The sequence below is a fragment of the Nocardia sp. NPDC059228 genome, assembly GCF_042754245.1.
In the GTDB taxonomy this organism is placed as follows: domain Bacteria; phylum Actinomycetota; class Actinomycetes; order Mycobacteriales; family Mycobacteriaceae; genus Nocardia.
Map to the genome: position 1 here is coordinate 1 of NZ_JBHZAL010000017.1, position 25,339 is coordinate 25,339.

The 25,339-nt window shown below is 69.0% G+C and carries 28 protein-coding genes and 1 tRNA gene; 21 read left to right on the forward strand and 8 right to left on the reverse strand.

What is annotated here, in order from left to right; translation table 11 throughout:
• Nucleotides 1-92 precede the first annotated feature (92 nt).
• Nucleotides 93-857, reverse strand: coding sequence for a YdcF family protein (locus ACFXKA_RS24500; RefSeq protein ID WP_379429048.1), 765 nt, complete (start codon nt 855-857; stop codon nt 93-95).
• A gap of 299 nt (nt 858-1,156) precedes the next feature.
• On the opposite strand from ACFXKA_RS24500, the gene ACFXKA_RS24505 reads away from it, so the two are divergent.
• Nucleotides 1,157-1,621, forward strand: a complete 465-nt coding sequence (locus ACFXKA_RS24505) for a carboxymuconolactone decarboxylase family protein (protein ID WP_379402533.1) — start codon at nt 1,157-1,159, stop codon at nt 1,619-1,621.
• A gap of 301 nt (nt 1,622-1,922) precedes the next feature.
• Nucleotides 1,923-1,997 (forward strand) — tRNA-Asp (locus ACFXKA_RS24510).
• 46 nt (nt 1,998-2,043) lie between these two features.
• Here the strand turns inward: ACFXKA_RS24510 and ACFXKA_RS24515 are convergent.
• Nucleotides 2,044-2,895, reverse strand: a complete 852-nt coding sequence (locus tag ACFXKA_RS24515) for an NAD(P)H-binding protein (protein WP_379429049.1) — start codon at nt 2,893-2,895, stop codon at nt 2,044-2,046.
• Nucleotides 2,896-2,981: 86 nt separating this feature from the next.
• Here ACFXKA_RS24515 and ACFXKA_RS24520 point away from each other — a divergent pair, with 86 nt between their 5' ends.
• Nucleotides 2,982-3,452: a MarR family winged helix-turn-helix transcriptional regulator gene (locus ACFXKA_RS24520; protein WP_379429050.1), complete on the forward strand. Its 471-nt coding sequence runs from the start codon at nt 2,982-2,984 to the stop codon at nt 3,450-3,452.
• A 66-nt stretch (nt 3,453-3,518) separates the two neighbouring features.
• Complete coding sequence (locus ACFXKA_RS24525) at nt 3,519-3,794, forward strand: Lrp/AsnC family transcriptional regulator (protein ID WP_040856541.1); 276 nt, start codon at nt 3,519-3,521, stop codon at nt 3,792-3,794.
• Between the two features lie 9 nt (nt 3,795-3,803).
• On the opposite strand, the gene ACFXKA_RS24530 is transcribed toward ACFXKA_RS24525, so the two are convergent.
• On the reverse strand, nt 3,804-4,112 hold the full coding sequence (locus tag ACFXKA_RS24530; RefSeq protein WP_354843135.1) for a hypothetical protein: 309 nt from the start codon (nt 4,110-4,112) through the stop codon (nt 3,804-3,806).
• A 106-nt stretch (nt 4,113-4,218) separates the two neighbouring features.
• Here ACFXKA_RS24530 and ACFXKA_RS24535 point away from each other — a divergent pair, with 106 nt between their 5' ends.
• The gene (locus ACFXKA_RS24535) at nt 4,219-4,773 is read left to right on the forward strand and encodes a hypothetical protein (protein ID WP_379429051.1); all 555 of its coding nucleotides are present in this window, start codon (nt 4,219-4,221) and stop codon (nt 4,771-4,773) included.
• 11 nt (nt 4,774-4,784) lie between these two features.
• On the opposite strand, the gene trpD is transcribed toward ACFXKA_RS24535, so the two are convergent.
• Both trpD and ACFXKA_RS24545 read right to left on the reverse strand, forming a co-directional pair.
• Nucleotides 4,785-5,840 carry an anthranilate phosphoribosyltransferase gene (trpD, locus tag ACFXKA_RS24540; RefSeq protein WP_379429052.1) on the reverse strand — a complete coding sequence of 352 codons (1,056 nt, stop codon included), beginning with the start codon at nt 5,838-5,840 and terminating at the stop codon, nt 4,785-4,787.
• Nucleotides 5,841-5,908: 68 nt separating this feature from the next.
• Nucleotides 5,909-6,331: a hypothetical protein gene (locus ACFXKA_RS24545; RefSeq protein ID WP_379429053.1), complete on the reverse strand. Its 423-nt coding sequence runs from the start codon at nt 6,329-6,331 to the stop codon at nt 5,909-5,911.
• Nucleotides 6,332-6,500: 169 nt separating this feature from the next.
• Here ACFXKA_RS24545 and ACFXKA_RS24550 point away from each other — a divergent pair, with 169 nt between their 5' ends.
• The 5 genes from ACFXKA_RS24550 to ACFXKA_RS24570 all read left to right on the forward strand — a co-directional run bounded on the left by ACFXKA_RS24550 (nt 6,501) and on the right by ACFXKA_RS24570 (nt 11,888).
• On the forward strand, nt 6,501-7,112 hold the full coding sequence (locus ACFXKA_RS24550) for a heme-copper oxidase subunit III (protein WP_083868641.1): 612 nt from the start codon (nt 6,501-6,503) through the stop codon (nt 7,110-7,112).
• Between the two features lie 82 nt (nt 7,113-7,194).
• Entirely contained in the window at nt 7,195-8,055 is an 861-nt protein-coding gene (locus ACFXKA_RS24555; RefSeq protein WP_354843124.1) for a cytochrome c, read from the forward strand.
• A complete protein-coding gene (locus ACFXKA_RS24560) occupies nt 8,052-9,200 on the forward strand; it encodes a ubiquinol-cytochrome c reductase iron-sulfur subunit (RefSeq protein ID WP_364616283.1) in 1,149 nt (382 codons plus the stop codon). The genes ACFXKA_RS24555 and ACFXKA_RS24560 overlap by 4 nt, the downstream gene beginning before the upstream one ends.
• A complete protein-coding gene (locus ACFXKA_RS24565) occupies nt 9,197-10,816 on the forward strand; it encodes a cytochrome bc complex cytochrome b subunit (protein WP_379429054.1) in 1,620 nt (539 codons plus the stop codon). The genes ACFXKA_RS24560 and ACFXKA_RS24565 overlap by 4 nt, the downstream gene beginning before the upstream one ends.
• 112 nt (nt 10,817-10,928) lie before the next feature.
• Nucleotides 10,929-11,888 carry an AraC family transcriptional regulator ligand-binding domain-containing protein gene (locus tag ACFXKA_RS24570; RefSeq protein WP_379429055.1) on the forward strand — a complete coding sequence of 320 codons (960 nt, stop codon included), beginning with the start codon at nt 10,929-10,931 and terminating at the stop codon, nt 11,886-11,888.
• 76 nt (nt 11,889-11,964) lie between these two features.
• Here the strand turns inward: ACFXKA_RS24570 and ACFXKA_RS24575 are convergent, their stop codons facing one another.
• Both ACFXKA_RS24575 and ACFXKA_RS24580 read right to left on the reverse strand, forming a co-directional pair.
• Nucleotides 11,965-12,585, reverse strand: coding sequence for a class I SAM-dependent methyltransferase (locus ACFXKA_RS24575; RefSeq protein WP_354843112.1), 621 nt, complete (start codon nt 12,583-12,585; stop codon nt 11,965-11,967).
• A 109-nt stretch (nt 12,586-12,694) separates the two neighbouring features.
• Nucleotides 12,695-14,434 carry a DEDD exonuclease domain-containing protein gene (locus tag ACFXKA_RS24580; protein WP_379429056.1) on the reverse strand — a complete coding sequence of 580 codons (1,740 nt, stop codon included), beginning with the start codon at nt 14,432-14,434 and terminating at the stop codon, nt 12,695-12,697.
• A gap of 87 nt (nt 14,435-14,521) precedes the next feature.
• Between ACFXKA_RS24580 and ACFXKA_RS24585 the strand changes: the two genes are divergently transcribed.
• The 11 genes from ACFXKA_RS24585 (at nt 14,522) to ACFXKA_RS24635 (ending at nt 24,778) form a co-directional block, all read left to right on the forward strand.
• A complete protein-coding gene (locus ACFXKA_RS24585; protein WP_379429057.1) occupies nt 14,522-14,698 on the forward strand; it encodes a hypothetical protein in 177 nt (58 codons plus the stop codon).
• A 595-nt stretch (nt 14,699-15,293) separates the two neighbouring features.
• The gene (locus ACFXKA_RS24590; RefSeq protein ID WP_354843106.1) at nt 15,294-15,908 is read left to right on the forward strand and encodes a C40 family peptidase; all 615 of its coding nucleotides are present in this window, start codon (nt 15,294-15,296) and stop codon (nt 15,906-15,908) included.
• A gap of 257 nt (nt 15,909-16,165) precedes the next feature.
• Nucleotides 16,166-17,170, forward strand: coding sequence for an NlpC/P60 family protein (locus tag ACFXKA_RS24595; RefSeq protein ID WP_354843103.1), 1,005 nt, complete (start codon nt 16,166-16,168; stop codon nt 17,168-17,170).
• 111 nt (nt 17,171-17,281) lie between these two features.
• The gene (locus tag ACFXKA_RS24600; RefSeq protein WP_379429058.1) at nt 17,282-18,292 is read left to right on the forward strand and encodes a peptidase MA family metallohydrolase; all 1,011 of its coding nucleotides are present in this window, start codon (nt 17,282-17,284) and stop codon (nt 18,290-18,292) included.
• A gap of 73 nt (nt 18,293-18,365) precedes the next feature.
• Nucleotides 18,366-19,520, forward strand: coding sequence for a glycosyltransferase family 4 protein (locus ACFXKA_RS24605; protein ID WP_379429059.1), 1,155 nt, complete (start codon nt 18,366-18,368; stop codon nt 19,518-19,520).
• 129 nt (nt 19,521-19,649) lie between these two features.
• Nucleotides 19,650-20,042 carry a polyketide cyclase / dehydrase and lipid transport gene (locus ACFXKA_RS24610; protein ID WP_379429060.1) on the forward strand — a complete coding sequence of 131 codons (393 nt, stop codon included), beginning with the start codon at nt 19,650-19,652 and terminating at the stop codon, nt 20,040-20,042.
• A 19-nt stretch (nt 20,043-20,061) separates the two neighbouring features.
• Nucleotides 20,062-20,499 carry an SRPBCC family protein gene (locus ACFXKA_RS24615; protein WP_354843091.1) on the forward strand — a complete coding sequence of 146 codons (438 nt, stop codon included), beginning with the start codon at nt 20,062-20,064 and terminating at the stop codon, nt 20,497-20,499.
• An 83-nt stretch (nt 20,500-20,582) separates the two neighbouring features.
• On the forward strand, nt 20,583-21,872 hold the full coding sequence (locus ACFXKA_RS24620) for an ArsA family ATPase (RefSeq protein WP_379429145.1): 1,290 nt from the start codon (nt 20,583-20,585) through the stop codon (nt 21,870-21,872).
• On the forward strand, nt 21,869-22,768 hold the full coding sequence (locus ACFXKA_RS24625; RefSeq protein ID WP_379429061.1) for a hypothetical protein: 900 nt from the start codon (nt 21,869-21,871) through the stop codon (nt 22,766-22,768). The genes ACFXKA_RS24620 and ACFXKA_RS24625 overlap by 4 nt, the downstream gene beginning before the upstream one ends.
• Nucleotides 22,765-23,769 (forward strand): ROK family glucokinase, encoded by a 1,005-nt coding sequence (locus tag ACFXKA_RS24630; protein ID WP_379429062.1) that lies wholly within the window; start codon nt 22,765-22,767, stop codon nt 23,767-23,769. Before ACFXKA_RS24625 ends, ACFXKA_RS24630 begins: the two co-directional genes overlap by 4 nt.
• A gap of 283 nt (nt 23,770-24,052) precedes the next feature.
• The gene (locus ACFXKA_RS24635) at nt 24,053-24,778 is read left to right on the forward strand and encodes a lysophospholipid acyltransferase family protein (protein WP_354843083.1); all 726 of its coding nucleotides are present in this window, start codon (nt 24,053-24,055) and stop codon (nt 24,776-24,778) included.
• A 63-nt stretch (nt 24,779-24,841) separates the two neighbouring features.
• Here the strand turns inward: ACFXKA_RS24635 and ACFXKA_RS24640 are convergent, their stop codons facing one another.
• Entirely contained in the window at nt 24,842-25,339 is a 498-nt protein-coding gene (locus ACFXKA_RS24640; RefSeq protein WP_354843238.1) for a polyadenylate-specific 3'-exoribonuclease AS, read from the reverse strand.

Genomic DNA, 25,339 nt, shown 5'->3' on the forward strand with positions numbered 1-25,339 from the left:
TCCTCCACCTCCGCGTCCACCTCACCCCCCTTGCGGTGGGGGGTGCGCTGCTCCCCCCCCCCCCCCCCCCACCACACACTTCGAGACACTGCCTAGCCGCGTGGTCCGAACGGCACCGCCGACAGCGGTGCGGCGTCCGGCGTCATGGTCGCCACCACCGAGATCCCGGCCGCCTGGAAATTCATCAGCGCCCGGGCGATGTGGTTCGCCGACGTGATCAGGATCGCCGCGTGCGCGCCGATGGCGTCCATCAGCTGCGCCGAGAACGCCGCGTTCTGGACCGTCGAATTCGCCTTGGTCTCGGTATGAATGCGGGTGCGGTCGATACCGCGCTCGACCAGCCAGTCCGCCATGGCGTCCGCCTCGGTCACCCCGTTCTGCGGATTGCCGCCGGTCACGATGACCGGGGCCTGCGGCGAGAGCAGGGCCGAGACGTAGCCGGCGTAGAGCCGGGCCATGAGCTCCGGGCGCATCGAGCCGTCGGGCTGCAGACCGTATCCGAGCACCACGATCGCGGTGTCCGGGGTGAACAGCGCGGGCAGGTTCAGGCCCGGCAGGTCCATGCCGGGGATATTGAAGGTCTGCAACGCATTGATGGTCTCCAGCATGTTCTGGGAGAGCTCGGCGATGGAATCGATCTGTACCGGCTGCGGCGGCGCGTCGGCGTGGGCCGGGGCGGCGGCCGCCGCCAGTGCGATGACGGTCGCGCCGGGCAGCAGGGCCCGGATGGCCTTGGTGCGTAACTGATTCGATGTCCTGCGGTGATGGCGGCCGGGCCGGACGCGCCCCAGTTGGGGGCGGACTCCTTGCCACTGACCACTGGGTGAGATTCTCCGATGTCTGCCTGCGTCGAGCATCGCAACCCCCTAGGTAGCCGGGATGTGACTACCGGTCGGTTCACAATCGTCCGAATCATGATCGCGCCGGATCCACTTCTATGGAGGCGATTTCGCGAAATCAGGATTCACATCGTCGCGAGACAGCGTCCGAACAGCGGAAATGTCAAGCCGGACCGGCATTGTCGTGAGATCGGGGTGACCGGTCGGACCGCTCCGAAAGATGTGACCGGCATCACCTCGGATCCGATGTCACACCCGCATGGGCCGCGTCGTCAACCTGACGAAGGCAACGAACGACACAGAGAAAAGAGAGAACAATGACCCGCTTCGCCCTGTACGAGAACGAAGTCGCCGCCAAGTTCAACAAGCGCCTCGTCACCGCCGCCCGCGTCGTCGACGAGTCCAGCCTGCCCAAGGCCACCCAGGAACTGGTGAAGATCCGCGCCTCGCAGATCAACGGCTGCGGCATGTGCCTGGACATGCACACCAAGGACGCCGCCCACGCCGGCGAGACCGCCGTCCGCCTGGCCATGGTCGCCGCCTGGAAGGAATCCACCGTCTTCACCGAGCCCGAGCGCGCGGCCCTCGCCCTCACCGACGAGGGCACCCGCCTCGCCGACGGCGGCGGCATCTCCGAGGACACCTGGGCCCTGGTCCGCAAGAACTACGACGACGACCAGATCGGCGCGCTGATCTCCCTGATCGCCACCATCAACGCCTGGAACCGCCTGAACGTCATCTCCGGCCAGCTGGGCGGCCAGTACGTCCCCGGCCAGTGGTGACCACCTGCCCCCGCCCCAATCACCCTGGGGCGCAAGGGTAGACAGTTCTCGAGTGGCACACCACCGAGGGGGAATCGGTCGAATCCCCGCGGCGGTGTGCCACTCGGCGTTCGGGCCGCGCAACCGACCCGCGAATCGGCTGCCGGGCCCGATCTTTCAGGACGCGCGGCCAACCCCCTGCCCGTGCGGCCGATCGAGCTTGCCCGGCTCGGCCGCGGAAAATCGGTACCGCTTTCCGCGACGCGTCGTTACTGTCATCGTCGCCACCGACGCCCTGGCGCGCAGGTCGTGGGGTGGTCCAGCCGGTGTGGAGGAGTCCGGAGTCCTCGCTTCCCCGTCAAGGAAGAAACCACGGGTTCGAATCCCGTCACTGGTGCAGGTGATGTCGGCCGGGTGCGGTCCGGCAGTCCTCGAAGGCCCGGTCAGCTCTCGAAGGCGGCGCGGTGGGCCGCACACCATTCGGCGAAGGTGCGCGGCGGGCGGCCGAGCAGTTCGGTCACGGTGTCGGTGCGCGCGCCCACGGTGTCGGCGCGCATGAGGGCGAAGCCCGCCACGATCGCCGCGGCCAGCGGCGGGGGAGCGCCGTTCGGGAAGCGGGCCGCCACCGCCTCCTCCGGCGTCGCGGCCTCACGAATCTTGATGTCGCGGACCAGGATTCGGGCGAGGATCGCGACCTGCTCGCCGACGGTCAGGCTCTCCGGTCCGGTGAGGTGATAGGCGGCCCCGGTGTGGCCGGGCTCGGTGAGGCAGCGGGCCGCCACCGCGGCGATGTCGGCAGGATCGATCGGGGCGAAGCGGCCCGGACCGGCGGGGTCGAGGATCGGGTCGCCCGCCCGCAATGCCGGAACCCACTCCAGGGCATTGGACATATACCCGCCCGGACGCAGGATCGTGCACGGAATTCCGCTGGCGCGCACCAGATTCTCGCGCTCGTGGTGCCAGCTGCCCATGGCGGGCAGCGGTTCGACCAGCACGTGGGCGGAGGAAATCATGACGATCCGCTGCACCCCCGCCCGCGTGGCGGCGTGCAGCAGGTTGCGGGTGTGGTCCAGCCCGATGCCCGGGACCAGCAGGAACAGGCCGGTGACTCCGGTCATGGCCCGGTCCAGGCTCGCCGGATCGTCGAGGTCGCCCAGGCGGGTCTCGGTACGCGCGGGCAAGGTCGCCGCCCGTGCCGGATCACGCACCAGGGCACGGAAATCGAGGTCGTTGGCATCGAGGATGCGGGTGAGTTCGCGGCCGATGTTCCCGGTCGCTCCGGTCAGCAGTAACATGGCATCTCCAGATCGTTAGCCGTCTACCGAAAAACGTTAGACGGCTAACGATTGATGGTCAATACCCGCACCCGACCGGAGGCCTCATGTCTTCCCCAGGCTCAGCCGACTTCCTGGACCTGCACGGCCGCACCTCGAAAGCCTTGCGCGCCTTGGCTGATCGCGATATGCGCCGCCTCGGCCTGCACCTCGGTCAGAATCACGTGCTGGCCGTGCTGTGGGAACAGGACGGCCGCACACCGGGGGAGATGGCGGCCGTGCTGAACGTCACCACGCCGACCGTCGTCAAGATGGCCACCCGCATGGCCGCCGCCGGCCTGCTCACCCGCCGCCGCGACGACAGGGACAACCGCCTGGTCCGGCTCTGGCTCACCGACCGCGGCCGCGACCTTCGCGACCCCGTCGAAGCCGACCGGAAGACCCTGTCCGACAAGGTGACCGCCGACCTCACCGACGCCGAGCGCCGCCACCTGATGTCGGCGCTGGAAAAAATCCACCGCGCCGCCACCGACCTCCTCGGCGAACCGCTCGACCACACCGACTCGATCCCGGACTGACCCGGACCCGCGCTGTCCGATCCCGGACCGGCGCTGCCGTCCCGGCCATCACCTAGAGTTGGGCTCATGATTACCGCGATCGTGTTGATCTCCGCCGAACCGGATCGGATTCCGGAGACCGCGCAGGAACTGGCCGACATCAAAGGGGTGGCCGAGGTCTATTCGTGCGCGGGGGATGTGGACCTGATCGCCGTGGTCCGGGTGCGCGACCACGAGGAGATCGCCGACGTGGTCACCGGCCGGATCAACAAGACGCCGGGCGTGCTGCGCACGGCCACCCACATCGCGTTCAAGTCCTACTCGCGCGCGGACGTGGAGGCCGGCTTCTCGATCGGCGAATAGCCGCCCGGGTCAGCGGGTCTGCACGGACGCGCCCAGCGCGGTGCCGGTGTGACCGGGCTCGATGGTGTGCGTGACGCCGCCCTTGCAACCGGGGAACAGGTACACCTGGGCGCGCAGGGCGGTTTCATTGTCGACACTGAGCCGGCGCGGCACGCTGCGGATGGTCACGCAGTCGCCCGGAATGCCGTAGCTGCGGCCGTCCACACTGAGGGTGCCGGGATCGGCGGTCTCGTCGTGAGCCCAGTGAGCGGCGCTCACCGGAATGCCGATGCCCAGGAACACGGCCACCAGGCCGGGTAGCACCACTCCGTATCGCATGTCGAAACTGTAACGCCGCCTCGGTGACGCGAACGGCAAACACACAGCTGGGTGACCCGAACTCTCAGGACACTCGGAGGAACTCTTCCATGAGAGGCCAGGAACCATGTTCGTGAAGGTGTGCGGGCTCACCACCGAGGAACAGATCGACTGGGCCGTCGAGCTCGGCTACTCCGCCATCGGCGTGGTCGGCACGGCCAAGAGCAAGCGATATGTCGAGCCCGCCCGGGCGCGTGAGCTGGCGGCGTACGCGCGCGGCCGGATCCGCTCGTTCGTGGTGGCGTTCGACCGGACCGAGGTCGCCGAGGTGATCGGCGACTTCGACGTCATCCAGCTCTACAACTGGACCGACCTGCCGAATCTGGCCTACTGCTCGGCCGTCGCACCCACCCCGGAACAGGTCTGCGAGTACTTCTTCTACGACGCCAGCACCGGATCGGGCGTCTTCGCCGAATTCCCGGACTGGCTGGAGCAGGTGCCCGGACAGGTGGTGCTGGCCGGTGGCCTCAGCCCCGGCAATGTCGCCGAGGTGATCACGACCCATCGGCCGTTCGGCGTCGACGTCTCCAGCTCGGTCGAAACCGCCCCTGGCATCAAGAGTTTCGATGCCATGAGTCGTTTCAAGCAGGCCGTGGACTCCGTGTCCGAACCGGGGGCCTGAAGCCCCCCGGGTCAGTTCGCGCCGAGCCCGTTGGAGACGGTGACCCAGCGATCCAGCAGGGCCGAGGCCGCACCCGAATCCACGGTCTCGGCCACCCGCTTCAATGCCGCGGCCAGCTTGGTGTGCAGATCGTCGTCCACCTCCGCGGCGGACAGCTCGAACGCCACCAGCGCCGCCGCCGAATTCAGCAGCACCGCGTCCCGCACCGGGCCCGGGTCGCCGGCGAACATGGTGCGCGCGATCTCCGCGTTCATCACCGCGTCGCCGCCGCGCAGTGCCGAAGGATCCACCCGCTCGATGCCGAGTTTGGTTGGGTCGATGGTGGTTTCGTGCAACCGGCCGCCCGCGACCACCCACACATCGGTGGTGTCGGCGGTGGTGATCTCGTCGAGGCCGTCGTTGCCGCGGACCACCAGCGCCGAGGCGCCGCGTTCGGCGAACACGCCCGCGATGACCGGCACCAGATCCGGGAAAGCGCAGCCGATCAGGCCCGCGCTGGGCTGGGCCGGATTGGTCAGCGGCCCCAGAATATTGAAGACCGTCGGAATCCCGATCTCACCGCGCGCCTGACTCGCGAACCGCAGCGAGGGATGGAACACCGGCGCGAAACAGAACCCGATGCCGGTCTGCCGCACGCACTCGGCCACCGATTGCGGTCCGAGCGCGATCTTCACGCCCAGCGCCTCCAGCACGTCCGCGCCGCCGCTCTTGGACGAGGCCGCCCGGTTGCCGTGCTTGATCACCGGAATCCCGCTGGCCGCCACCACGATCGAGGACATGGTGGAGATGTTCACGCTGCCCGAGCGGTCGCCGCCGGTGCCGACGATGTCCACCGCCGCGCCCTCGAACGGCACCCGCTTCGCGTGCGAGAGCATGCCGGTGGCCAGGCCGCTCAGCTCGGTCGGGGTCGGGCCCTTCATCTTCAGGGCCACGCCGAAGGCCGCGATCTGCGCGGAGGTTGCGTTGTCGGAGAAGATCTCGTTCATCGCCCACGCGGCCTCATCCGAGGACAGATCGTTGCCGTCGGTGAGGATGCCGAGAATTTCTCTCCAGCTGCGCGCGCTCATTGCCTTCTCTTCCCGTTGCCGGTCCACGCCGGACACCAGTGTTGTTGGGGCAAGCCTAGTGTGCGGGGCTAGTTCTTTCCGCCAGGACCGGCGGCGGGCTGCAGGGCGTCCCAGCCGAGGACATGGCCGTCGTAGCGATGGGCGATTCCCGTCATGCGGGAACGCTCCTGGGAGCAGTGCAGGGCGTCGAGCACCTGCACGCGCTGCAACACCAGGTTCGCGGGGTCGGCGGCGTCCACCGAGGCGGTGTCATAGCCGATCTGCGCGGCGATGACTTGCACCTCACCGACGCGGTCGGCGGGAACCCGGAGGTGATGCCGAAGGACTACTGGATCGTCCGATGTCCACTGCAGAGCCTTGCCGAGGGCCGCCGAACAGGCTTCGGCGTCATCGAAACTCGATGCCACCACCACCAGATCCGGCCGTGTCGGGTCCAGTTCCGCTGCCCCGCCGCGTCCGGCTATCCGCCGCCACCACGATTTCACGCTCATACATCCCTCTCCACAGGGCTCAGCTTCCTCTTACCTGCGCAATCTAGGCTCATCCGGGACACGCCGAGAGCCCGGCCAGACGAGCGCTCGCCCTGGGCTTTCCGACACGTACGACAAAGTTTCGTACCCGCCTACGCCTGTCGTACTACGACAAGTCATACTTACCGGCGTGACGACCGCAGTAGGGACCCCAGGATCGGCCATTACCCAGCGTGTGCATTCGCTGAACCGGCCCAACATGGTCAGCGTCGGTACCATCATCTGGCTGTCGAGCGAGCTGATGTTCTTCGCCGGCTTGTTCGCCATGTACTTCGTTGCTCGCGCGCAGGCGCACGGAAACTGGCCGCCGGAGCCGACCGAGCTGAACATGAAGCTCGCCGTGCCGGTGACCGCGGTGCTGATCGCCTCCTCCTTCACATGCCAGATGGGCGTGTTCGCGGCGGAGAAGGGTGACGTCTTCGGCCTGCGCCGCTGGTACCTGCTGACCTTCCTGATGGGTGCGTTCTTCGTCGGTGGCCAGGCCACCGAGTACCACGCCCTGTACTCGGAGGGCACCTCGATCTCCAGCAGCGTGTACGGCTCGGTGTTCTTCATCACCACGGGCTTCCACGGTCTGCACGTCATCGGCGGTCTCATCGCGTTCGTGTTCCTGCTGATCCGCACCAAGCTCAGCAAGTTCACCCCGGCGCAGGCCACGGCGGCGATCGTCGTCTCCTACTACTGGCACTTCGTCGACATCGTCTGGATCGGCCTCTTCGCCACGATCTACTTCGTCCGCTAGCACCGGACGTGCCGAGGCCCAGCCCGCGTCGGCAACCCAGAAACTTGTACAAGTCGGTTCCGTCTACTCCAAAGGGACACAGATGAGTTCATCTCCCCCGTCAGCGCCAGATCCCGAGGGGATCGGCCAGGCCACCAAGATCCGCAAGCAGCGCCGGATGCGCCGGAAGCTGGCCGGCGGTCTGGTCCTCCTGATGGGCCTCGTCGGAGCCGGCTTCGCGGCGTCGGCCCTGACCCCGCAGGCTCAGGTCGCCACCGCGAAAGAGGACCAGTCCGCGCTGATCCGCGAGGGCAAGCAGATCTACGACACCTCCTGCGTCACCTGCCACGGTGCCAACCTGCAGGGTGTCCAGGATCGCGGCCCCAGCCTGATCGGCGTCGGTGAGGCCGCGGTCTACTTCCAGGTTTCCACCGGTCGTATGCCCGCCGCCCGCAACGAGGCGCAGATCGTGCGCAAGCCCCCGAAGTTCGACGCGCACCAGACCGACGCGCTCGGCGCGTACGTCCAGTCCCAGGGCGGCGGTCCCACCGTGCTGCGCGACAGCAACGGCGAGATCGCGCAGGAGTCCATCGTCGAGGACCGTGACCTCGGCCGCGGTGGCGAGCTGTTCCGCATGAACTGCGCCTCCTGCCACAACTTCACCGGCAAGGGTGGCGCGCTGTCGTCCGGCAAGTTCGCGCCGCCGCTGGAAGAGGCCACTGAGCAGCAGCTCTACCTGGCCATGCTGACCGGCCCGCAGAACATGCCCCGGTTCTCCGACCGGCAGCTGACGCCGGACGAGAAGAAGGACATCGTCGCCTACATCAAGGACCGCATGGAGACCCCGTCCGAGGGCGGCTACGGCCTCGGCGGCTTCGGTCCCGCGACCGAGGGCCTGGCCATCTGGGTCGTCGGCATCGTGGTCCTGGTCGGCTCCGCGATGTGGATCGGTTCCCGGTCATGAGTGAACAGGAGCGAAACAGCATGGGGGACAACCCCACCGAACCCACCGATGAGCAGCTCGACGCCATGTCGCGGGACGAGCTGGTCAAGCTCGGCACCGAGCTGGACGGCGTCGACGTCGCCTACCGTGCCCCGCGCTGGCCGGTCCCGGGTACCCGGGCCGAGAAGCGCGCCGAGCGCCGGGTGGCGCTCTGGTTCGGCATCTCCGCGCTCGCGGGTGCCGCGCTGATCGGTGTCTTCCTGTTCTGGCCCTGGGAGTACAAGGGCCGTCACCAGGACGGCAACGGCATGTACACGCTGACCACCCCGCTCTACGGCCTCACCCTCGGCATCGCCGTGCTGGCCGTCGGCGTCGCGGTGGTGCTGATCCGCAAGCACTTCATCCCCGCCGAGATCTCCATCCAGGACCGCCACGACGGCGCGTCCAAGGAGGTCGACCGGCGCACCCTGGTCGCGCAGCTGCAGGACGCCGCCGAGACCTCGACCCTGGGCCGCCGCAAGCTCATCACCCGCACCGCGGGCCTGGGCGTGGGCGTCATGGGCGTCGGCGCGCTGCTCGTCTTCGTCGGCGGCATGATCAAGAACCCGTGGGCCAAGCGCGACAAGTCGCCGCTGTGGGTCTCGGGCTGGACCCCGGACTACCCGGGCGAGACCATCTATCTGCGTCGCGACACCGGCCGTCCCGAGGACATCGTCCTGGTCAAGCCGGAGGATCTGGACGCCGGCGCCATGGAGACCGTCTTCCCCTGGAAGGAATCCTGGCGCGGTGACGAGCACAAGACGCTGGAATCGCTGCGCGGCATCCGCAACGCGGTCATGCTGATTCGCTTGCGCACCCACGATGCCGAGCACGCCATCAAGCGCAAGGGCCAGGAGAGCTTCAACTTCGGCGACTACTTCGCCTACTCGAAGATCTGCACCCACCTCGGCTGCCCCACCTCGCTGTTCGAGCAGCAGACCAACCGGATCCTGTGCCCCTGCCACCAGTCGCAGTTCTCCGCGACCGAGTGGGGTAAGCCGGTCTTCGGTCCCGCCGCGCGTGCGCTGCCGCAGCTGCCGATCACCGTCAACGCCGATGGCTACCTGGTCGCCCAGCACGACTTCATCGAGCCCCTCGGCCCGGCCTACTGGGAGCGTCGTTCATGAGCCCTAGCAAAGTGGCCGTCCAGGCCAACGAGATGGACGAGCGTTACCGCCTCGCGGCGTTCGCCAAACGATCGATCAACAAGGTCTTCCCGACCCACTGGTCGTTCCTGCTCGGTGAGATCGCGCTGTACGCGTTCATCATCCTGCTGCTGTCGGGTATCTACCTGACGCTGTACTTCGACCCGTCCATGTCGGAGACCGTCTACCAGGGCGCCTACCAGCCCCTGCGCGGTGTCACCATGTCGCGGGCCTACGAGACCGCGCTGAACATCTCCTTCGAGGTGCGCGGCGGTCTGTTCGTGCGCCAGGTGCACCACTGGGCGGCGCTGCTGTTCGCGTCGTCGATCATCATCCACCTGTTCCGCATCTTCTTCACCGGCGCTTTCCGCAAGCCGCGTGAGGCCAACTGGGTGATCGGCTCGCTGCTGCTCATCCTGGCCATGTTCGAGGGCTTCTTCGGCTACTCGATCCCGGACGACCTGCTCTCCGGCACCGGTCTGCGCGCCGCCTTCGGTGGTATCACCATGGGCATCCCGGTCATCGGCACCTGGATGCACTGGCTGATCTTCGGCGGTGATTTCCCGGGCACCATCATCATTCCGCGTCTGTACATCGCGCACGTGCTGCTGCTGCCGGGCATCATCCTGGCGCTCATCGCCGCGCACGTCGCGCTGGTGTGGTACCAGAAGCACACCCAGTTCCCCGGACCGGGCCGCACCGAGAAGAACGTCGTCGGCGCCCGCATCATCCCGGTGTTCGCCGCCGACCAGGGTGCGTTCTTCGCCTTCACCCTGGGTGTCGTCGCCATCATGGGTGGCGTGTTCCAGATCAACCCCATCTGGAACCTGGGTCCCTACAACCCGTCTCAGGTCTCGGCGGGTTCGCAGCCGGACTTCTACATGATGTGGACCGACGGCATGGCGCGTCTCATGCCGCCGTGGGAGCTGTACCTGGGCCGCTACACGGTCCCGGCGCCGTTCTGGGTCGCGCTGATCATGGGTGCGGTGTTCGCTGTGCTGATCGCCTACCCGTGGATCGAGAAGCGCCTCACCGGCGACACCGCCCGCCACAACCTGCTGCAGCGTCCGCGCGACGTGCCGGTCCGCACCGCCATCGGTGCCATGGCCATCGCGTTCTACCTGGTGCTGACCCTGGCGTGTGTGAACGACATCCTGTCGCTCAAGTTCGACATCTCGCTGAATGCGACGACCTGGTTCTTCCGCATCGCGCTGCTGCTGGCCCCGCCGCTCGCATACTTCGCGGCGTACCGGTTCTGCATCGGCCTGCAGCGCAGTGACCGTGCGGTGCTCGAGCACGGCATCGAAACCGGTGTCATCAAGCGGCTTCCGCACGGTGAGTACATCGAGGTGCACCAGCCGCTGGGTCCGGTCGACTCGCACGGCCACCCGATCCCGCTGGAGTACCAGGGCGCCCCGGTGCCCAAGAAGATGGCCAAGCTGGGTTCCGCGGGCAAGCCCGGCACCGGCTCCTTCCTGCGCGCCGACCCCGCGTCGGAGCAGGCGGACCTGGTCGCCGTCGCCCACGAGGAAGAGCACAAGATGCTCGAGGTGCTGGAGGAGGCGCAGAACGCCGCCGCCGGCAAGCACGAGCACTGATCCTCGCCGTCACACGGGAAGGCCCCGAGTCGAATTCGACTCGGGGCCTTCCCCGTTCCGGGACTCGGCCGATCGGATGACAAGGTGACCGGGACCTGTTAGCTTCCGGACTATGGCTGTCCAGCCGGATCGACGGGCGGTCGCCCGGCCCGCGGTGGCGACCCGCTATGCGGTGGAGACCGGTCGGGCACAGGGGATTCCAGCCTCGGCCTGCCTGGCCGGGACGGGGCTGCGGCGCAGTGACCTGGAAGAACCGGGCGCACAGGTGCGGTCGGGGCAGGAACTGCGGGTCATCCGGAATCTGATCGCGCACGGGGGAGACCCGGCCGAACTGGGGGCCGCGACCGGGCGGCGGTACGCGCTCCCCGGCGCGGGGATCGTGGGCTACGCCATGATGACGAGTCCGACCGTGCGGGAGGCGATCCGGCTGCTGCCCGGGTACTTCGCGGTGACCTCCGTCCGATTCGGGCCGTCGTTCACCGAGACCGAGGCGGGGCTGGCGGTCACAGCCGGGGACGGGGAGGTGCGCGGCGAAGTGCGGGCGTTCCTGCTGGCCCGCGATCTGACCGCCGCCTGCACGCTGGTCTCGGCGCTGGTCGCCGACACCGATGTGCTGTTCGGCCTCGAATTCGGGCCCGGCCGAGGCGGGTTCACCGTGCCGCCCGAGGTGCTCGCACACCCCGCCCGGCCGCCGGACGCGCACACCGGTGCGCTGTGCATCCAGCAGTGCGAGCTGGCTCTGGACCGCCGGCATCGATACACCGGTCCGGCAGCGCAGGTGCGCCGAGTGCTGCTACGGACCCCCGCGACCGCGCCGTCGCTCGCCGAGGTCGCCCTGGAACTCACACTGTCCGAACGCGGACTGCACCGCCGACTCGCCGACCAGCACATCAGCTTTCGCGGCCTGGTCGATCAGATCCGGCAGCAGCTCGCTGCCGAACTCTTCGAGCTCGGACTCACCACCGAGACCGTCGCCCGCATGGTCGGTGCACCTGCCCAGCCCATTTTCGGCCCTGGTTACCGAGGGCGCCCGGGCGCCCAGCCCGGCCGAACCCACGACATCCCGCGCTAGCGAGGGAGTCGACAGTGCGCGATCGGGTTCCTGCCGACGTGCCGCACTCGCGGTCGGCGCTGACCCACTTCGGCGGCTAACCCTGCGGCGCAGCCGGATTCGGCCTGGTCCACACCAGTGAGAACCGCCACAGTACGTGCCGTCGGTAGCGCACGCCCGGCAAGATCTCGGCGGCCGTCCGCCGCGTTTCGGCATAGGTCTGCGGTGGCGGCCACACCACCGGCGAGGGGTGTGCCCACTGCGCCCGGAACAGCCGGTCCTTGAAACTGGTGAGCAGGGCGGCGGCCTCCCACGGGAGATCCGCCGGAAAGTCGTTGCGCGCCATGCCCACCACGGCCAGGGTTCCGCCCGGCCGCAGCAGCTCCCGCATCCGGGTGAGCGCCTTGACGGTGTCCATGTGGTGCAGAGCCGCGATGGACACGATGCCATCGAACGACTCCGGCTCGAAGGGGTACTCGAGGAAATCCGCCTGGAGATAGGTGACGTCGTCCGCCCCGGACTGGTCCCGGGCCAGCTCGATACTCCGCGCGTCGGGATCGATCCCGGTCACCGCGGCCCCGCCCCGTCGAATCCGCCTGGCCAGCATGCCTTCCCCGCACCCGACGTCCAGCACCTCCCGCGCCCCCGCGACCGCCGCCGCCAGCAGTGGGTGGTACTCGATGTTGTGATTCCAGCGCTCCGCATCTGGCACATACATCCCGCCATTCTGGCAGCGCGCCGCTTCCGCCGCCCGCACGTTCCGGTACTCACATCCGCACCTACCCCCGGAATGGCCTCGAAGCCGCGCGTTTTCACCGCGCTGGTCATCAGCCTCGTGGGGACTGGTCCGGGGTGGTGATCTGGGCGGCGGCTTCGGCGCGGGTGACCCAGTCGAGCCAGGCGCCCGCGCCGCGGCGGGGTTCGCCGTAGCCGTCGGTGGTGCGGACGATGCGGGTGCCGGGCTGTTCGAGCCAGCGGACCAGCAGGCCCGCCTCCTCTGGAAGTGCCCCGCGCAGTGGGGGATAGGCGGGGTCGCCGTCCGGGCCGGGGAGGCGGGGCGGGATGACGGTTTCGGCGGCGGCCGCCAGGCGATCCACCACCGCCATGGGGGAGATGCCGCGCACGGCGGTGCCCGCGGCGGCCAGGCGGGCGTGGCGGATGATCGCGAACTCCCAGCCACCCGCACCGTCGGGGCGGGCAGCTATCAGTTCCGGGATGGCCGCCAGGGCGGCCAGGCGCTGCGTGCGGCGCAGGGCACGGATCAGCGTCACGGTGCGATCCCGCAGCCGCGCTGCGGCCTCGAAATGTTCTGCGGTGGAAAGGCTTTCGAGCCGCTCGGCAATCGCGTGCAGCAGGGCGTCGTCGGCGCCCGCGAACAGGGCGCGGACCATGGCCGGAGCTCGCTCGTACTCCTCTATATATAGGGGGCTGCCGTGGGCGCTCGCGGGGCAACCGCCGACCACTGCCGGCGGGCAATCGTGGCGGCCGGTGCGCGGGATGCGGGTGGTGCAGGTGCGCAGGCCGGACTGTTCGGCGACGGTGGCGGCGATCTCCAGCGCGTCGGCGCGAGAGGTGAACGGGCCCAGCGCGTCCCGGGCCGGGGTGCGCGAGACCGCGAACCGCGGGAACGGCTCGTCGGTCAACGTCAGCCACCAGGCGCGTTGCGGGAACTTCGATCGCCGGTTGTAGGGCGGGGTGTGGGCGAGCAGCAGCCGCAGCTCCCGCACACCCGCCTCCAGGCCGTGTGAGCACTCGACATGGTCGACCCGGGTGGCCAGCTGCACCATCTCGCGCATGCGCGGGCGGGTGTCGGAACCGGTGAAGTAGGTGCGGACACGACGGCGCAGATTCACCGCCGTCCCGATATAGAGGACTTCGTCCGACGGCCCGCGGAACAGGTACACCCCCGGCGTGGCCGGAAGATCCGCCGCCATCACACGTTTCGCGCGTTGGCGGCGTGTCACCTCGGGCAGATAGTCGAGCAGCTCGGTGAGACTCTGCACCCCCTGGTTGCCCACCCGGGCGATGAGTGCGTGCAGCACGTCCACCGTGGCGCGGGCGTCGTCGAGGGCGCGGTGCGTGGGCCGGGTCTCGGCGCCCAGCAGCTGGGCCAGGTACCAGAGCTTGGCCGAGGGCGCTTCGTCCTTGCCGAGCACCCGCCGCGCCAGCTGGACCGTGCACAACGTTTGGAAAGCGGGCCAGGGCAATTCGCACCGGGCTGCGGCGGCCTTCAGGAATCCGGTATCGAAGCGGGCATTGTGGGCGACCAGCACCGCACCGCGCGCGAATTCCAGAAACCCGGGCAGCACCTGCTCGATGCGCGGCGCGTCCACCACCATGGCGGTCGTGATCCCGGTGATCTGCACGATCTGCGGCGGAATCGCGCAGCCCGGATTCACCAGGGTCGCGAACTCGCCGAGCACCTCGCCGCCGCGCACCTTCACCGCGCCGATCTCGGTGATCGAGTCGCCCTCCGGGCTGGTGCCGGTCGTCTCCAGGTCCACCACCACGAACGTCGTGTCATAGAGCGGGGTTTCGAGCTCGTCGAAGGCCAGCTGTCCGGACACGGACGGGAAGCCTAGGCGCAGGGTCCGACAACCTTTCCCCGCCAAGGCATTCACCGGAGCTCCAGAGGTCCAGATCAAGGCTCAGCCATGACCGACTCCGACGTTCCGGTGTTCACCACCACCAGCAGCAACCGCACCATCACCGTGACCGCCACCGATGCCGGCCAGATCATCGAACTCCGTTTCGAGGCCGCCGAATACGGCCGTGGCGCCGCCGTCCTGGCCGCCGAGATCGTGCGCCTGGCCGCCGAGCAGGCGTCGTGACCGTCTCCGGGAACGCGTGATCCGGCACTTTTCGCAGGTCGGGCCGGGAACTCGGGCAGGGCCCCGGGAGTTGCTCCGCGCGACCTGGGAAAGTTCTGAATAAGTGGTGGAGATTCTCGAGATGAAATCCCCAAAATGCGGAAATATGCGAGATTGTGGTCAGGGTCACAGTTATTCGGAAAGTGAATCAATCATGGGTGTGGGGGTGGTCGGTTCGCGCCGGCCTCGGGGGTATGCCGCACCGCTATCCTGCGGTCGGGCGTGTCGCGTGGGCGTGTCGGAATCGCCCAGGTCGGCGGCCATGGCTCTGACCTTGTGTTATGCGTAATTTGTCGAGGTCGGGAGGGCCTCGGGTGAGCGCTGGCTACTTGCCGGTAGCTATCGGTGCGCTCCCTGGAAAATGGCCGCTGTTATTGTTTCGTGATTGCTGTGACGTTTATCGCACCGAAATGGGGTCGCGTAACAATTTCGACCGATGGGCCGTCCGTCTCGGCTTTACAAAGCACCGTTATGGACTCGTAATCTTCCTGAGACCTCGCGGAGTCCGACGCACCACCGGGTGCGGCGTCGCGGGGGAGATTGGAAGTACCTCATCATGGCGACCACCACCGTCAAGCGACAGGTCCAGGGCATGCAGCGCACTGCGCGTCGTGCCGCTGCGGCCGGTGCCGTCGGCGCCGCCGCGGTGAGCGCGCTGCTGCTGCCAGCGACCCCCGCGTCGGCCCAGCCGGTGAACACTCCGGTCGGCACCATCGACGTGCCCGACCAGATCCAGCTGCCCGCCGGCATCCCGGGCCTCCCGGTCAACATCCCCGCCATCCCCGGCATCATCACCCCGTGGGGCCCGGCCGCCCCCGCGCCGCAGAGCGGCCCGCGTCAGGCCGCGGTCAACGCCGCCCTGAGCCGCGTCGGCGACCCCTACGTCTACGGCGCCGCCGGCCCGGACGCCTTCGACTGCTCCGGGCTGGTGCAGTGGTCCTACGCGCAGGCCGGAGTCAGCCTGCCGCGCACCAGCTATGAGCAGCTCAACACCGGCAGCCCGGTGTCGTTCGACGATCTGCAGCCCGGCGACGTGGTGTCGTTCTACGGCGGCAGCCACTCCGGCATCTACGTCGGCGACGGCAATGTGGTGCACGCGTCGACCTCGGGTCAGCCGGTGAAGGTCGCCCCGGTCTCCTCGATGCCGTTCGCGGGCGCGCGCCGCATCTGATCCCCTGCTCGACCGGGGAGTCTTCCCCGTGGCCGACCGCAGGCGGCCGACCTGCGGAAGAGGCGGCGACCGTGATGATTCCGTGGCCTGCTGGACACAAGCGGTCGCCGTTTCGTAATCTTACCGAGACCTTCTGAACCGGCTCGGGGTAAGAGAACGGGACGACACCAACGGTGGCAGCGCAGCAGCGACATCATCGGACACACAGTCAGCGAACCAGGCGACTGGTGGGTGAAGCCCTCACGGTAGGTGCACTCATGGTCGGCACCTACGGCACCCTGGGCCTCGGATCCGCGACAGCCGACCCGGCCTCCGCACCGGCATCTGCTGGGGAAGCGGTGCAGCGGCTCATCGATCTGTCGCGGCAATCCGAACAGCTCAATCAGCAGGCGCTCGACGCGCAGTCCGATCTGGACACCAAGGCCACCGCCGCCGGCGTCGCCGACCAGCGGGCCGCCGACGCGGCCGCCACCCTGGACGCGGCCAAGGCGGAAATCCGTCGCTACCAACCGGTCATCGATCGGGCCGCGACCTCCGCGCTGCTCGGCAGCCGCACCAATCGGCTCACTTCGCTACTGGTCAGCAATTCGCCGCAGCAGCTGCTCGACCAGATGTCCATCGTGGACTTCGTGGGCGCGCGCACGAATGATCAACTGGGCCAGTACGAGAAGGCCACCGACGCTGCCTCGGTCGCCGAGGCCGCCGCCCGCTCCGCCGCCGACACCGCGCGCGCCGCCAGCGCCGCCGCCGACGCGGTCCGCAAGGACCTGGAATCCAAACGTGCTGCGCTGCAAGGATCCATGGCTCAGGTGATCGCCGCCTGGGGTCAGCTCTCCGCCGGTGACAAGTCCGCGCTCGCGGGCTCCATGTTCCCGCCCGGCTTCGATCGCGACAGCCTGCTCCGCGGCCTGGTGCCCGGTTCCGGCACCAGCGCGCTGGCCGCGGGCCTCACCCGCGTCGGCGATCCCTATGTCTGGGGCGCCACCGGTCCCGACCAGTTCGACTGCTCCGGCCTGGTGCAGTGGGCCTTCCACCAGGTCGGCAAGAACGTGCCGCGCACCAGCCAGCAGCAGTCCAGCTACGGCACGCCGGTCGACGAGAAGGACCTCCAGCCCGGAGACGTCGTCTTCTTCTACTCTGACATCTCGCATGTGGGCATCTATGCCGGCAACGGATTGATGCTGCACGCTTCGACTTTCGGCATACCGGTTCAGGTCGCGCCGATGAGCTCCACACCGTTCCATTCGGCGCGCCGGTTCTGAGCTCTCGCGGACCCGGCATGAGTGGTCAGGACCCGGAGGAGGCAGCTTGCGGAACCACGTGGGGTCCCCACTCGTGCCCGATGTGCAGAGCATGATCACGACGAGGTGGCGATGAGCGCGCTGCGGCAGATGCGCGGCTGGCTGTCGGCGCGGCGGCGGTTCCAGTTCGTCGCCACCCTGGTCATGGTCAGCGCGCTGACGGCGGCCTGCGGGGCGCTGCTCATGCTGCCGAACTCGGTGCTGCCCAAGCTGCGTGCGGTGGTACCGGGGCAGGACTCGGGTCAGGCCACGGCCTCCGATCCTCAGGTGCCGCAGGTGAAGCGGACCATGGAGGGCTACGGCAGGGTGGTTGCCGAGACCACGGCTACCGGCTCCGGGCGGATCGGTGTCGTGCTCGGTCATTCCGGGCAGCGCGCCGATATCGATGTGCTGGCAGGCGAACTCGCGGCGAGCACCGCCGCGGTCACCGCGCTGTGGGGTCCGGACTGGAATCAGGCCCCCGTCGTGGTGGTGGCGTCCAGCGTCTCCGAATTCGCCGCCCTCACCCACGCCGCCGGTGACGTGCCCGCCGAGGTCGCGGCCTCGACCGTCGCCGACCCCTTCCGCCCCGGCGCCCAACTGACCGGCCAGCGCGTGGTTTTCGGACCCGACGCCGGACGCCGCTTGGGACCCGACGGCCTGCGCTCGGTGCTGCGGCACGAACTCACCCACATGGCCTCGCGCGCGGTCACCGTCGACGGCTCCCCGATGTGGACGCTCGAGGGCTTCGCCGAGTATTCGGCCCATCGCAACCTGCGCCGGCCCATCACCGATATCGCCCCCACCCTGACCACCCGCGCCCGCGCCGGCGACCTCCCCGCCGACCTCCCGCCCGACGCCATGTTCGAGCCCACCAGCGGCCAAGCCTCCCTGGCCTACGAACAGGGCTGGTCCGTCTGCGCTTTCATAGCCGACCGGTACGGCGACCCGAAACTCGTCGCGCTCTACCGCCAACTGGCGTCGGGCCCGAAGGACCGCGCCGCCGTCGACACCGCCCTGCGCGCCACCCTCGGCACCGGCTACCAGGACCTCGTCACCGATTGGCGCGCCTGGCTCGCCACCCGCACCGCCGAAGGCGCGTAGCGCTCGGAGGCCCGGGGGTGCGAGGTTTCGGGGTGGGAGGAGTGCGGGCCCCGGGTGCAGTAGGTTTGACGGCATGGGGCGAACTCTGCTGGTTACCAATGATTTCCCGCCGCGACCGGGTGGGATTCAGTCGTATCTGCATGCGCTCGCCCGGCAGCTGCCCGCCGACGAGCTGGTGGTGTACGCGCCGCGGTGGCGGGGCGACAGTCACTGGAAGTTCGATGCGCAGCAGCCCTTTCAGGTGGTCCGGCATCCGACGACACTGATGCTGCCGACGCCGCTGGTGGCGCGGCGGGCCAAGAAGCTCATGCGCGATGAGAAGTGCGATCGGGTGTGGTTCGGGGCGGCGGCGCCGCTGGCGCTGCTGTCGCCGGTGCTGCGCCAGGCGGGCGCGGAGCGGATCCTGGCGTCCACGCACGGGCACGAGGTGGGCTGGTCGATGTTGCCGGCGGCGCGGCAGGCGCTGCGGGTCATCGGCGATCACACCGATGTCGTCACCTATGTCAGCAAATACACGCGGCGGCGGTTCTCGTCCGCGTTCGGGGCGCAGGCCGCGCTCGAATACCTGCCCCCCGCCGTGGATTCGGAGGTGTTCAAGCCGGATCCGGCCGCCCGCGCCGAACTGCGGGCCCGCTACGGGCTGGGGGACCGGCCGACCATTCTGTGCCTGTCGCGGCTGGTGCCGCGCAAGGGCCAGGACCTGCTGATCACGGCCATGCTCGAGATTCGCAGGCGGGTCGACGGGGCGGTGCTGGTCATCGCCGGCGGCGGGCCGTACGAGCAGAAGCTGCGGCAGTTCGCCGAGGTCATGGGCCTCGGCAATGACGTGGTCTTCGCCGGACGCGTCCCGTCGGGCGAGCTCGCCGCCCACCACACCATCGCCGACGTGTTCGCCATGCCGTGCCGCACCCGTGGTTTCGGCCTGGACGTCGAGGGCCTGGGCATCGTGTTCCTGGAGGCCTCCGCCACGGGAGTGCCGGTGGTGGCGGGCAATTCCGGTGGCGCGCCGGAAACCGTGCGCGAGGGTGAGACCGGACGGGTGGTGAACGGCCGCTCCGCCGAAGAGCTCACCGACGCCATCGTCGACATCCTCTCCGACCGGGACGCCGCCGCCCGTATGGGCGCGGCCGGACGCGCCTGGGTGCAGCAGCAGTGGCGCTGGGACCTGATGGGCGCGCGACTACAGCATCTACTGAATCCGACAGAAACCGCACTGAGACAACACTGAAAGGTTCGCGGCCGTCTCGATTCTGGACCGACGGAGCGGGGGAGCGAAGCGGAGGAGCGGAGGAGGGAAGCATCGAGACTTCGGGGCCGCGAACCCGCCCGGAGCGAAGCGTAGGGCAAGATAGGCACCGTGAGCAGTATCCAGGTTGCCGACCAGACATTCGTCGCCGCGCCGGGCACGGCCGTGGCCGAGGTGCTGGCCGATCGTGCCCGCTGGCGCCGCTGGTGGCCCGACCTGCAGTTGCAGGTCCGGGAAGACCGGGGTGACAAGGGAATTCGCTGGACCGTCAGCGGTGGTGCGGACGGCACCATGGAGGTCTGGCTGGAGCCCATGCTGGACGGCGTCATCATGCACTACTTCATGCACGCCGAACCCCGCGGCGGCATCGGCGGTATGTCCGGACGTGAGCTGCTGGCCCTGAACCGGACTCGCCGCGTCGCGGGCAAGGCCATGTCCTTCGAGATCAAGGCCCGCCTCGAGGCGGGGCGCAAGGCCGGGGTCGCTCCCGCGGCCGCTCACTAGAAAGGAAGCGTTGCCGCCCATGGCCGATCGAACTCAGAGGTCGATCGTGATCGACGCCCCCTCGGATCGAGTGATGGCGGTCATCGCCGACCTGGAGTCGTATCCGGAATGGGTCTCCGCGGCCCGCTCGGTCGAGGTGCTGGACAAATCGCCGGACGGCCGCGCCCGCACCGCCCGCTTCGTGCTGGACGCCGGCGTCGTGAAGGACACCTATACCCTGTCCTACACCTGGCGGCCCGACGGCCGTGCGGTGAGTTGGAGCCTGGTGTCGGGTGACCTGCAGAAGGCACAGGACGGCACCTACGAGTTGATCGCGCTGCCCGACGGCACCACCCAGGTGGTCTACGAACTGACCGTGGATCTGAACATCCCCATGATCGGCATGTTCAAACGCAAAGCGGAGAAGGTCATCACCGACACCGCCCTCAAGGAACTCAAGAAACGGGTCGAAGGCTGACCGCCGGCGGTACCGAACGCTCGCCGCACCCCGCCACCCGCGTCGAGCTGTTCATCGGCAAGGGCGGTGTCGGAAAAACAACCCTGGCCTGCGCGACCGCACTCGCCTACGCCCGCAACGGCCGCCGCGTCCTGCTGGCCTCCCTGGACCAGGCCCACTCCCTCGGCGATGCCCTGGGATACCGCCTGCGCCACGGCGCGACCCCCGCGGTCGCCACTCTGCCGCTCCCCATGTTCCACAGCCCGGCACCGGCTTTCGCGGACGTCCGTGGCCCCGACGCCGAGCCGGCGCTGGATGTCATCGAGGTGGATTCGCTTGCGCTGCTGGAGGATCGGTTCCGGCAGGTGCTGGTCATGGCGTCCGGGGCCGGGCACGAGCACGGATTCGATCTGGGGGCACTGGATCCCGCGGAGCTGACCGGGCTGCCGGGGGTGCAGGAACTGCTGGCCATGCTGGAGATCACGCGGTTCGCCAACGACGCGCGGTGGGATGTGATCGTGGTGGACTGCCCGCCGTCGGCGGACATGCTGCGCATCGTCACCATGCCGGACACCGTGCTCGGTTACCTGGAGCGGGTGTGGCCCGCGCACACCAGGACGATGGAGGCGATCGGCGCGGACTTCCGCAAGGCGGTGCTGGCGGTGACCGTCGAGCAGATCGTGCAGGCGGTGACGGAAGCCCGTGACCTGCTGGCGGATCAGGCCCGCACCGGTGCCCGCCTGGTGACCGCCGCGGAACTGGTCGCGGTGGCCGAGTCGGCGCGGGTGCGCTCGGCGGCGGCGCTGCTGGGTCTCCGCCTGGACGCGGTGCTGGTGAACAAGGTGCTCCCCGAGATGCCCGCCCCGCATCCGGTCGAGCCGCCGCATCCGGCGGTGCAGTGGTATTTCAACCGGCGCGGCGAGCAACTCGATGTCGCAGGGGAGCTCCGCAAGCGGTTGCCCGGGGTTCCGGTGCAGGTCGTGGCGCATGCGGGAGCCGAACCGGTGGGGATCGGCTCGCTGGCGGCGCTGTCCTACGCGGTGGACGCGAGTGGTAACTGGGTGGGAGGGCGTCCGGTCCCTATGCTTGGCACAGATGCCGACGGTGTGCTGCCCGGCCCCGAGACGAGTACCGCCGCCGAGCCGGTGGTGCGGCTCGAGTCCGGGGCGGGCGTGCACTCGGTGTTCGCGATGCGCATGCATCTGCCGGTGGTCGATTCGTCGACCCTGCGGCTGGGACGAGTGGAGGACGATTTGATCGTGGGAGCGGACGGGGTCCGGCGGCGGTTGCGGCTGGCCCCGGTATTGCGGCGGTGCACGGTCGAAGCCGCCGAGCTCGACGGCGACCACCTGGTGATCCGTTTCCGGCCCGATCCTCAGGTCTGGCCGAAATGACCACCACGCATCACCCGCGTCCCGGCCACCCCGACGAGAATCTCGGCGAATTCGCCGAGGAGCTACGGCTGTTGGCCGAGGCCGTCCTCGAGCGCGTCGAACCGGTGCTGCGCCGCACCGCCGCCGACGGCCGCGCCGAATGGTCCAGCTGCAGCTGGTGTCCCGTGTGCGCGGCCGCGGCCATCGTGCGCGGCGAGCACCACGATGTGGTGGCGGCCATCGCCGAACACGGCACCGCCATCGTGACCGTGCTGCGCGAGGCGCTCGCCGGTGTGCCGGTGGATCCGGTGATCCCGCCGGACCTGGATCCGGAATCGCCGGAATATCAAGCGTGGCATCACTTTTCGCACGTCGCCGAAACCGGCTCCGGTGCAGGTGATCTGCCGTTCGCCGACGCCGCCGCCGCGCGCGGGGATGTCGGCCCGGACGATGAGGGCGAATTCTCCCGTGCCGGCGGGCAATCCGGCGACCCGCACGGTGCCGCGGGCCTGGCCGCGGTGTTCGCGCGTTTCCTCGCCGGTGCGCAGGGCCGTGCGGCGGCCCGGAGCCGGTCCCAGGCCTACCCGGCCGCGGAGGCGTCGGACGACCCCTTCGGTCCCGGCCCGGGCGCGGCACGCCGCCCCGGAGGCAGTGACCCGCGTGACCCGGACGCGGTGCCGCGCAACGATTTCCGTACCGAGTCCGCCGGCGGACGAGTGACGGGTGATCAGCCCGCCCCCGACCGTCCCTTCGGCCCGCCGGTCGCGCACCCGGACGCCGAACCCGGTCCCGCCGGATCCACGGGACAGCCCGCCCGCGACTCGGGCCCGGCCGCCGGTCGCGCTGGTGCGCAGCCCGGTGGAAGGCGGTCCAAGCGCGCCAAGTACGTGCCCATCGACGTGACGATCAAGGCATGACGGGCGGTGAGGACGTGCCGTTGACCGTGGGTATCGATGTGGGCGGCACGAATATTCGGGCGTCGGTGGTGGACAGCGCGGGCGAGGTGCTCGACACCGTGACCGCGCCGACCCCGCATTCCGCCCGCGCCCTCGAGGACGGTCTGGCCCGGGCGGTGCGTGACCTGTGCTCCCGCCATGCCATCGGCGCGGTCGGTCTCGCGGTGGCGGGTTTCGTCGACGAGGACCGCGCCACCGTGCGTTTCGCCCCGCACCTGCCGTGGGAGGACGCCCCGGTCGCGCAGCGGCTCACCGACCGCCTCGGCCTGCCGGTGATCCTCGAGCACGACGCGAATGCCGCGCTGTGGGCGGAGTATCGCTTCGGTGCGGCGGCGGGCGGGCGCAATGTGGTGCTGGTGGCCATCGGCACCGGTATCGGCGCGGCGCTGCTCAGCAACGGCCAGCTGTATCGCGGAAGCTTCGGTGTCGCACCGGAACTCGGGCATCTGCAGGTGGTGCCCAACGGCCGCGCCTGCGCCTGCGGCAAGCGCGGCTGCTGGGAAAGGTATTGCAGCGGAACGGCTCTGGTGGACACCGCGATCGAGCTGCTGGCCACCGATCCGCAGCGCTCCACGGTGCTGGCCCGGGAGTCCGGGCGCGATCCGGGCTCGCTGACCGGTCGCCGGGTGGCGGGCGCGGCGCAGGACGGCGACCCGGTCGCCCTCGACGTGATGGCCGATTTCGCCCGCTGGCTCGGCCTGGGCCTGGCCTTCGTGAGCGACATCTTCGACCCGGACCTGATCGTGGTGGCGGGCGGCGTGAGTAGTTCGGCCCCACTGTTCCTCGACGATGCTCGTGAGCATTACGCGGCCTCCATCACCGGCGCCCGGCACCGCCGGCTGGCCCGCATCCGCACCGCCCAACTGTGTGAGGCCGCCGGCATGATCGGCGCTGCCGAACTGGCCCGTGCAGCGGTGCTTGCCCAGCAGGACCCGGTGTCGGTCGCGCCGGCCCACCGCTGATCACCGCCCGACCGATTCCGCTTTGTCATCCCGTTGCTAGAAGTAGCAACTGATTTGGTGTCTCGTCACTCGAAGTGACAGCTGATTCAGTGCCGGTTGGGTTAACTCGTCGGGTACCCCCAAAATCGGTTCGGCACTTGACCGCCGGCACGGGTGCACGACGGGCAACGGCTCCGGGCTGTCCGCTGAAGGTTCGGGGAGGCGGTGGAGTAGGGTAGGCAAGCGAGTAGTGGTGCCCGCAACGAGGCCGGTCCCGGGTATCGAAAACAGGGGAAAGGACGCGATGTTCTACTGGCTGCTGAAGTATGTGTTCCCGGGTCCATGGATGCATCTCGTCAACCGGCCCCAGGTTGAGGGCGTCGAGAACATTCCCGCCAAGGGCGCAGCGATTCTGGCCGGCAATCACTTGTCGTTCACCGACTGGCTCTTCACCCCGCTGATGAGCCCGCGCCGCATCACCTATCTGGCCAAGGCCGAATACTTCACCACGCCCGGTCTCAAGGGCCGGTTGCAGAAATGGTTCTTCTCCGGTGCCGGTCAGTACCCGATCGACCGCTCCGGTGCGGACGCCGCCGAGAGCGCCCTCAATACCGCGCGCAAGCTGCTGGACGAGGGTCGCCTGGTGGGCCTGTACCCCGAAGGCACCCGCTCCCCGGACGGCCGCCTCTACAAAGGCAAGACCGGTGTGGCACGCCTCGCCCTGGAGACCGGAGTGCCGGTGATCCCGGTCGCCCTGATCGGTACCGACGAGGTGTGCCCGCCCGGTCCTTTCCGCTGGCGGCCGCGCAAGGTCACCGTGAAATTCGGTGAGCCGATCGACTTCTCGCGCTACGAGGGCATGGGCGGCAACCGCTTCGTCGAGCGCGCCGTCACCGACGAGATCATGTACGAGCTCATGCGGATGGGCGATCAGGAATACGTCGACGTCTACGCCGCGAGCCTGAAGAAGGGCGTGCCGTCGGGCAGCCGTCCCGACGCGGACCGCGTTCCGGAGACCATGGCGGGCTAGCCCGCCGGACCATCGAGAAGGCCCCGGGAGACCAAGTCTCCCGGGGCCTTTCGCATGCTGATCTCAGACCGCGCGCAGGCGCCGGGCCGCTTCGATGGCCTCGAATTTGGCGAGGTTGTGGCGGGCGTCGGCGAGCGCGTCGTGCGCGTCCTTCGGTACCGGCGGCAGTGGCGGGCGGCCGTGCTGCTCCCAATGCTGGCGCAGCTCATTGGTGTAGCGGGGCAGCGCGTTGGGGAGATCGACCATGGAGCCCCACAGCTGGCACAGCGCCACGTGGTCGTAGGCGCCGACCCAGGCCCACAGTTCGGGTTCCACGCCGGGGCGGGGGACCAGGAACTTGTAGAGGTCGTCGCGGATGCGCTCGCGCGAACGCCACAGCGGCGAGGACGGCGGCGGTAGCTTGGGCAGGACATTGCGGCGGACGAACGGCCCGGCCTTCTCGGGATCGAATTCGGTGGAGACCGCGTAGAACTCGCGTCCGTCCTCGCACACCACCGCGATGGACACGAGGTCGATGACGGTCCCGTCCTCGATGAATTCCGAATCGTAAAAGTACCGCAG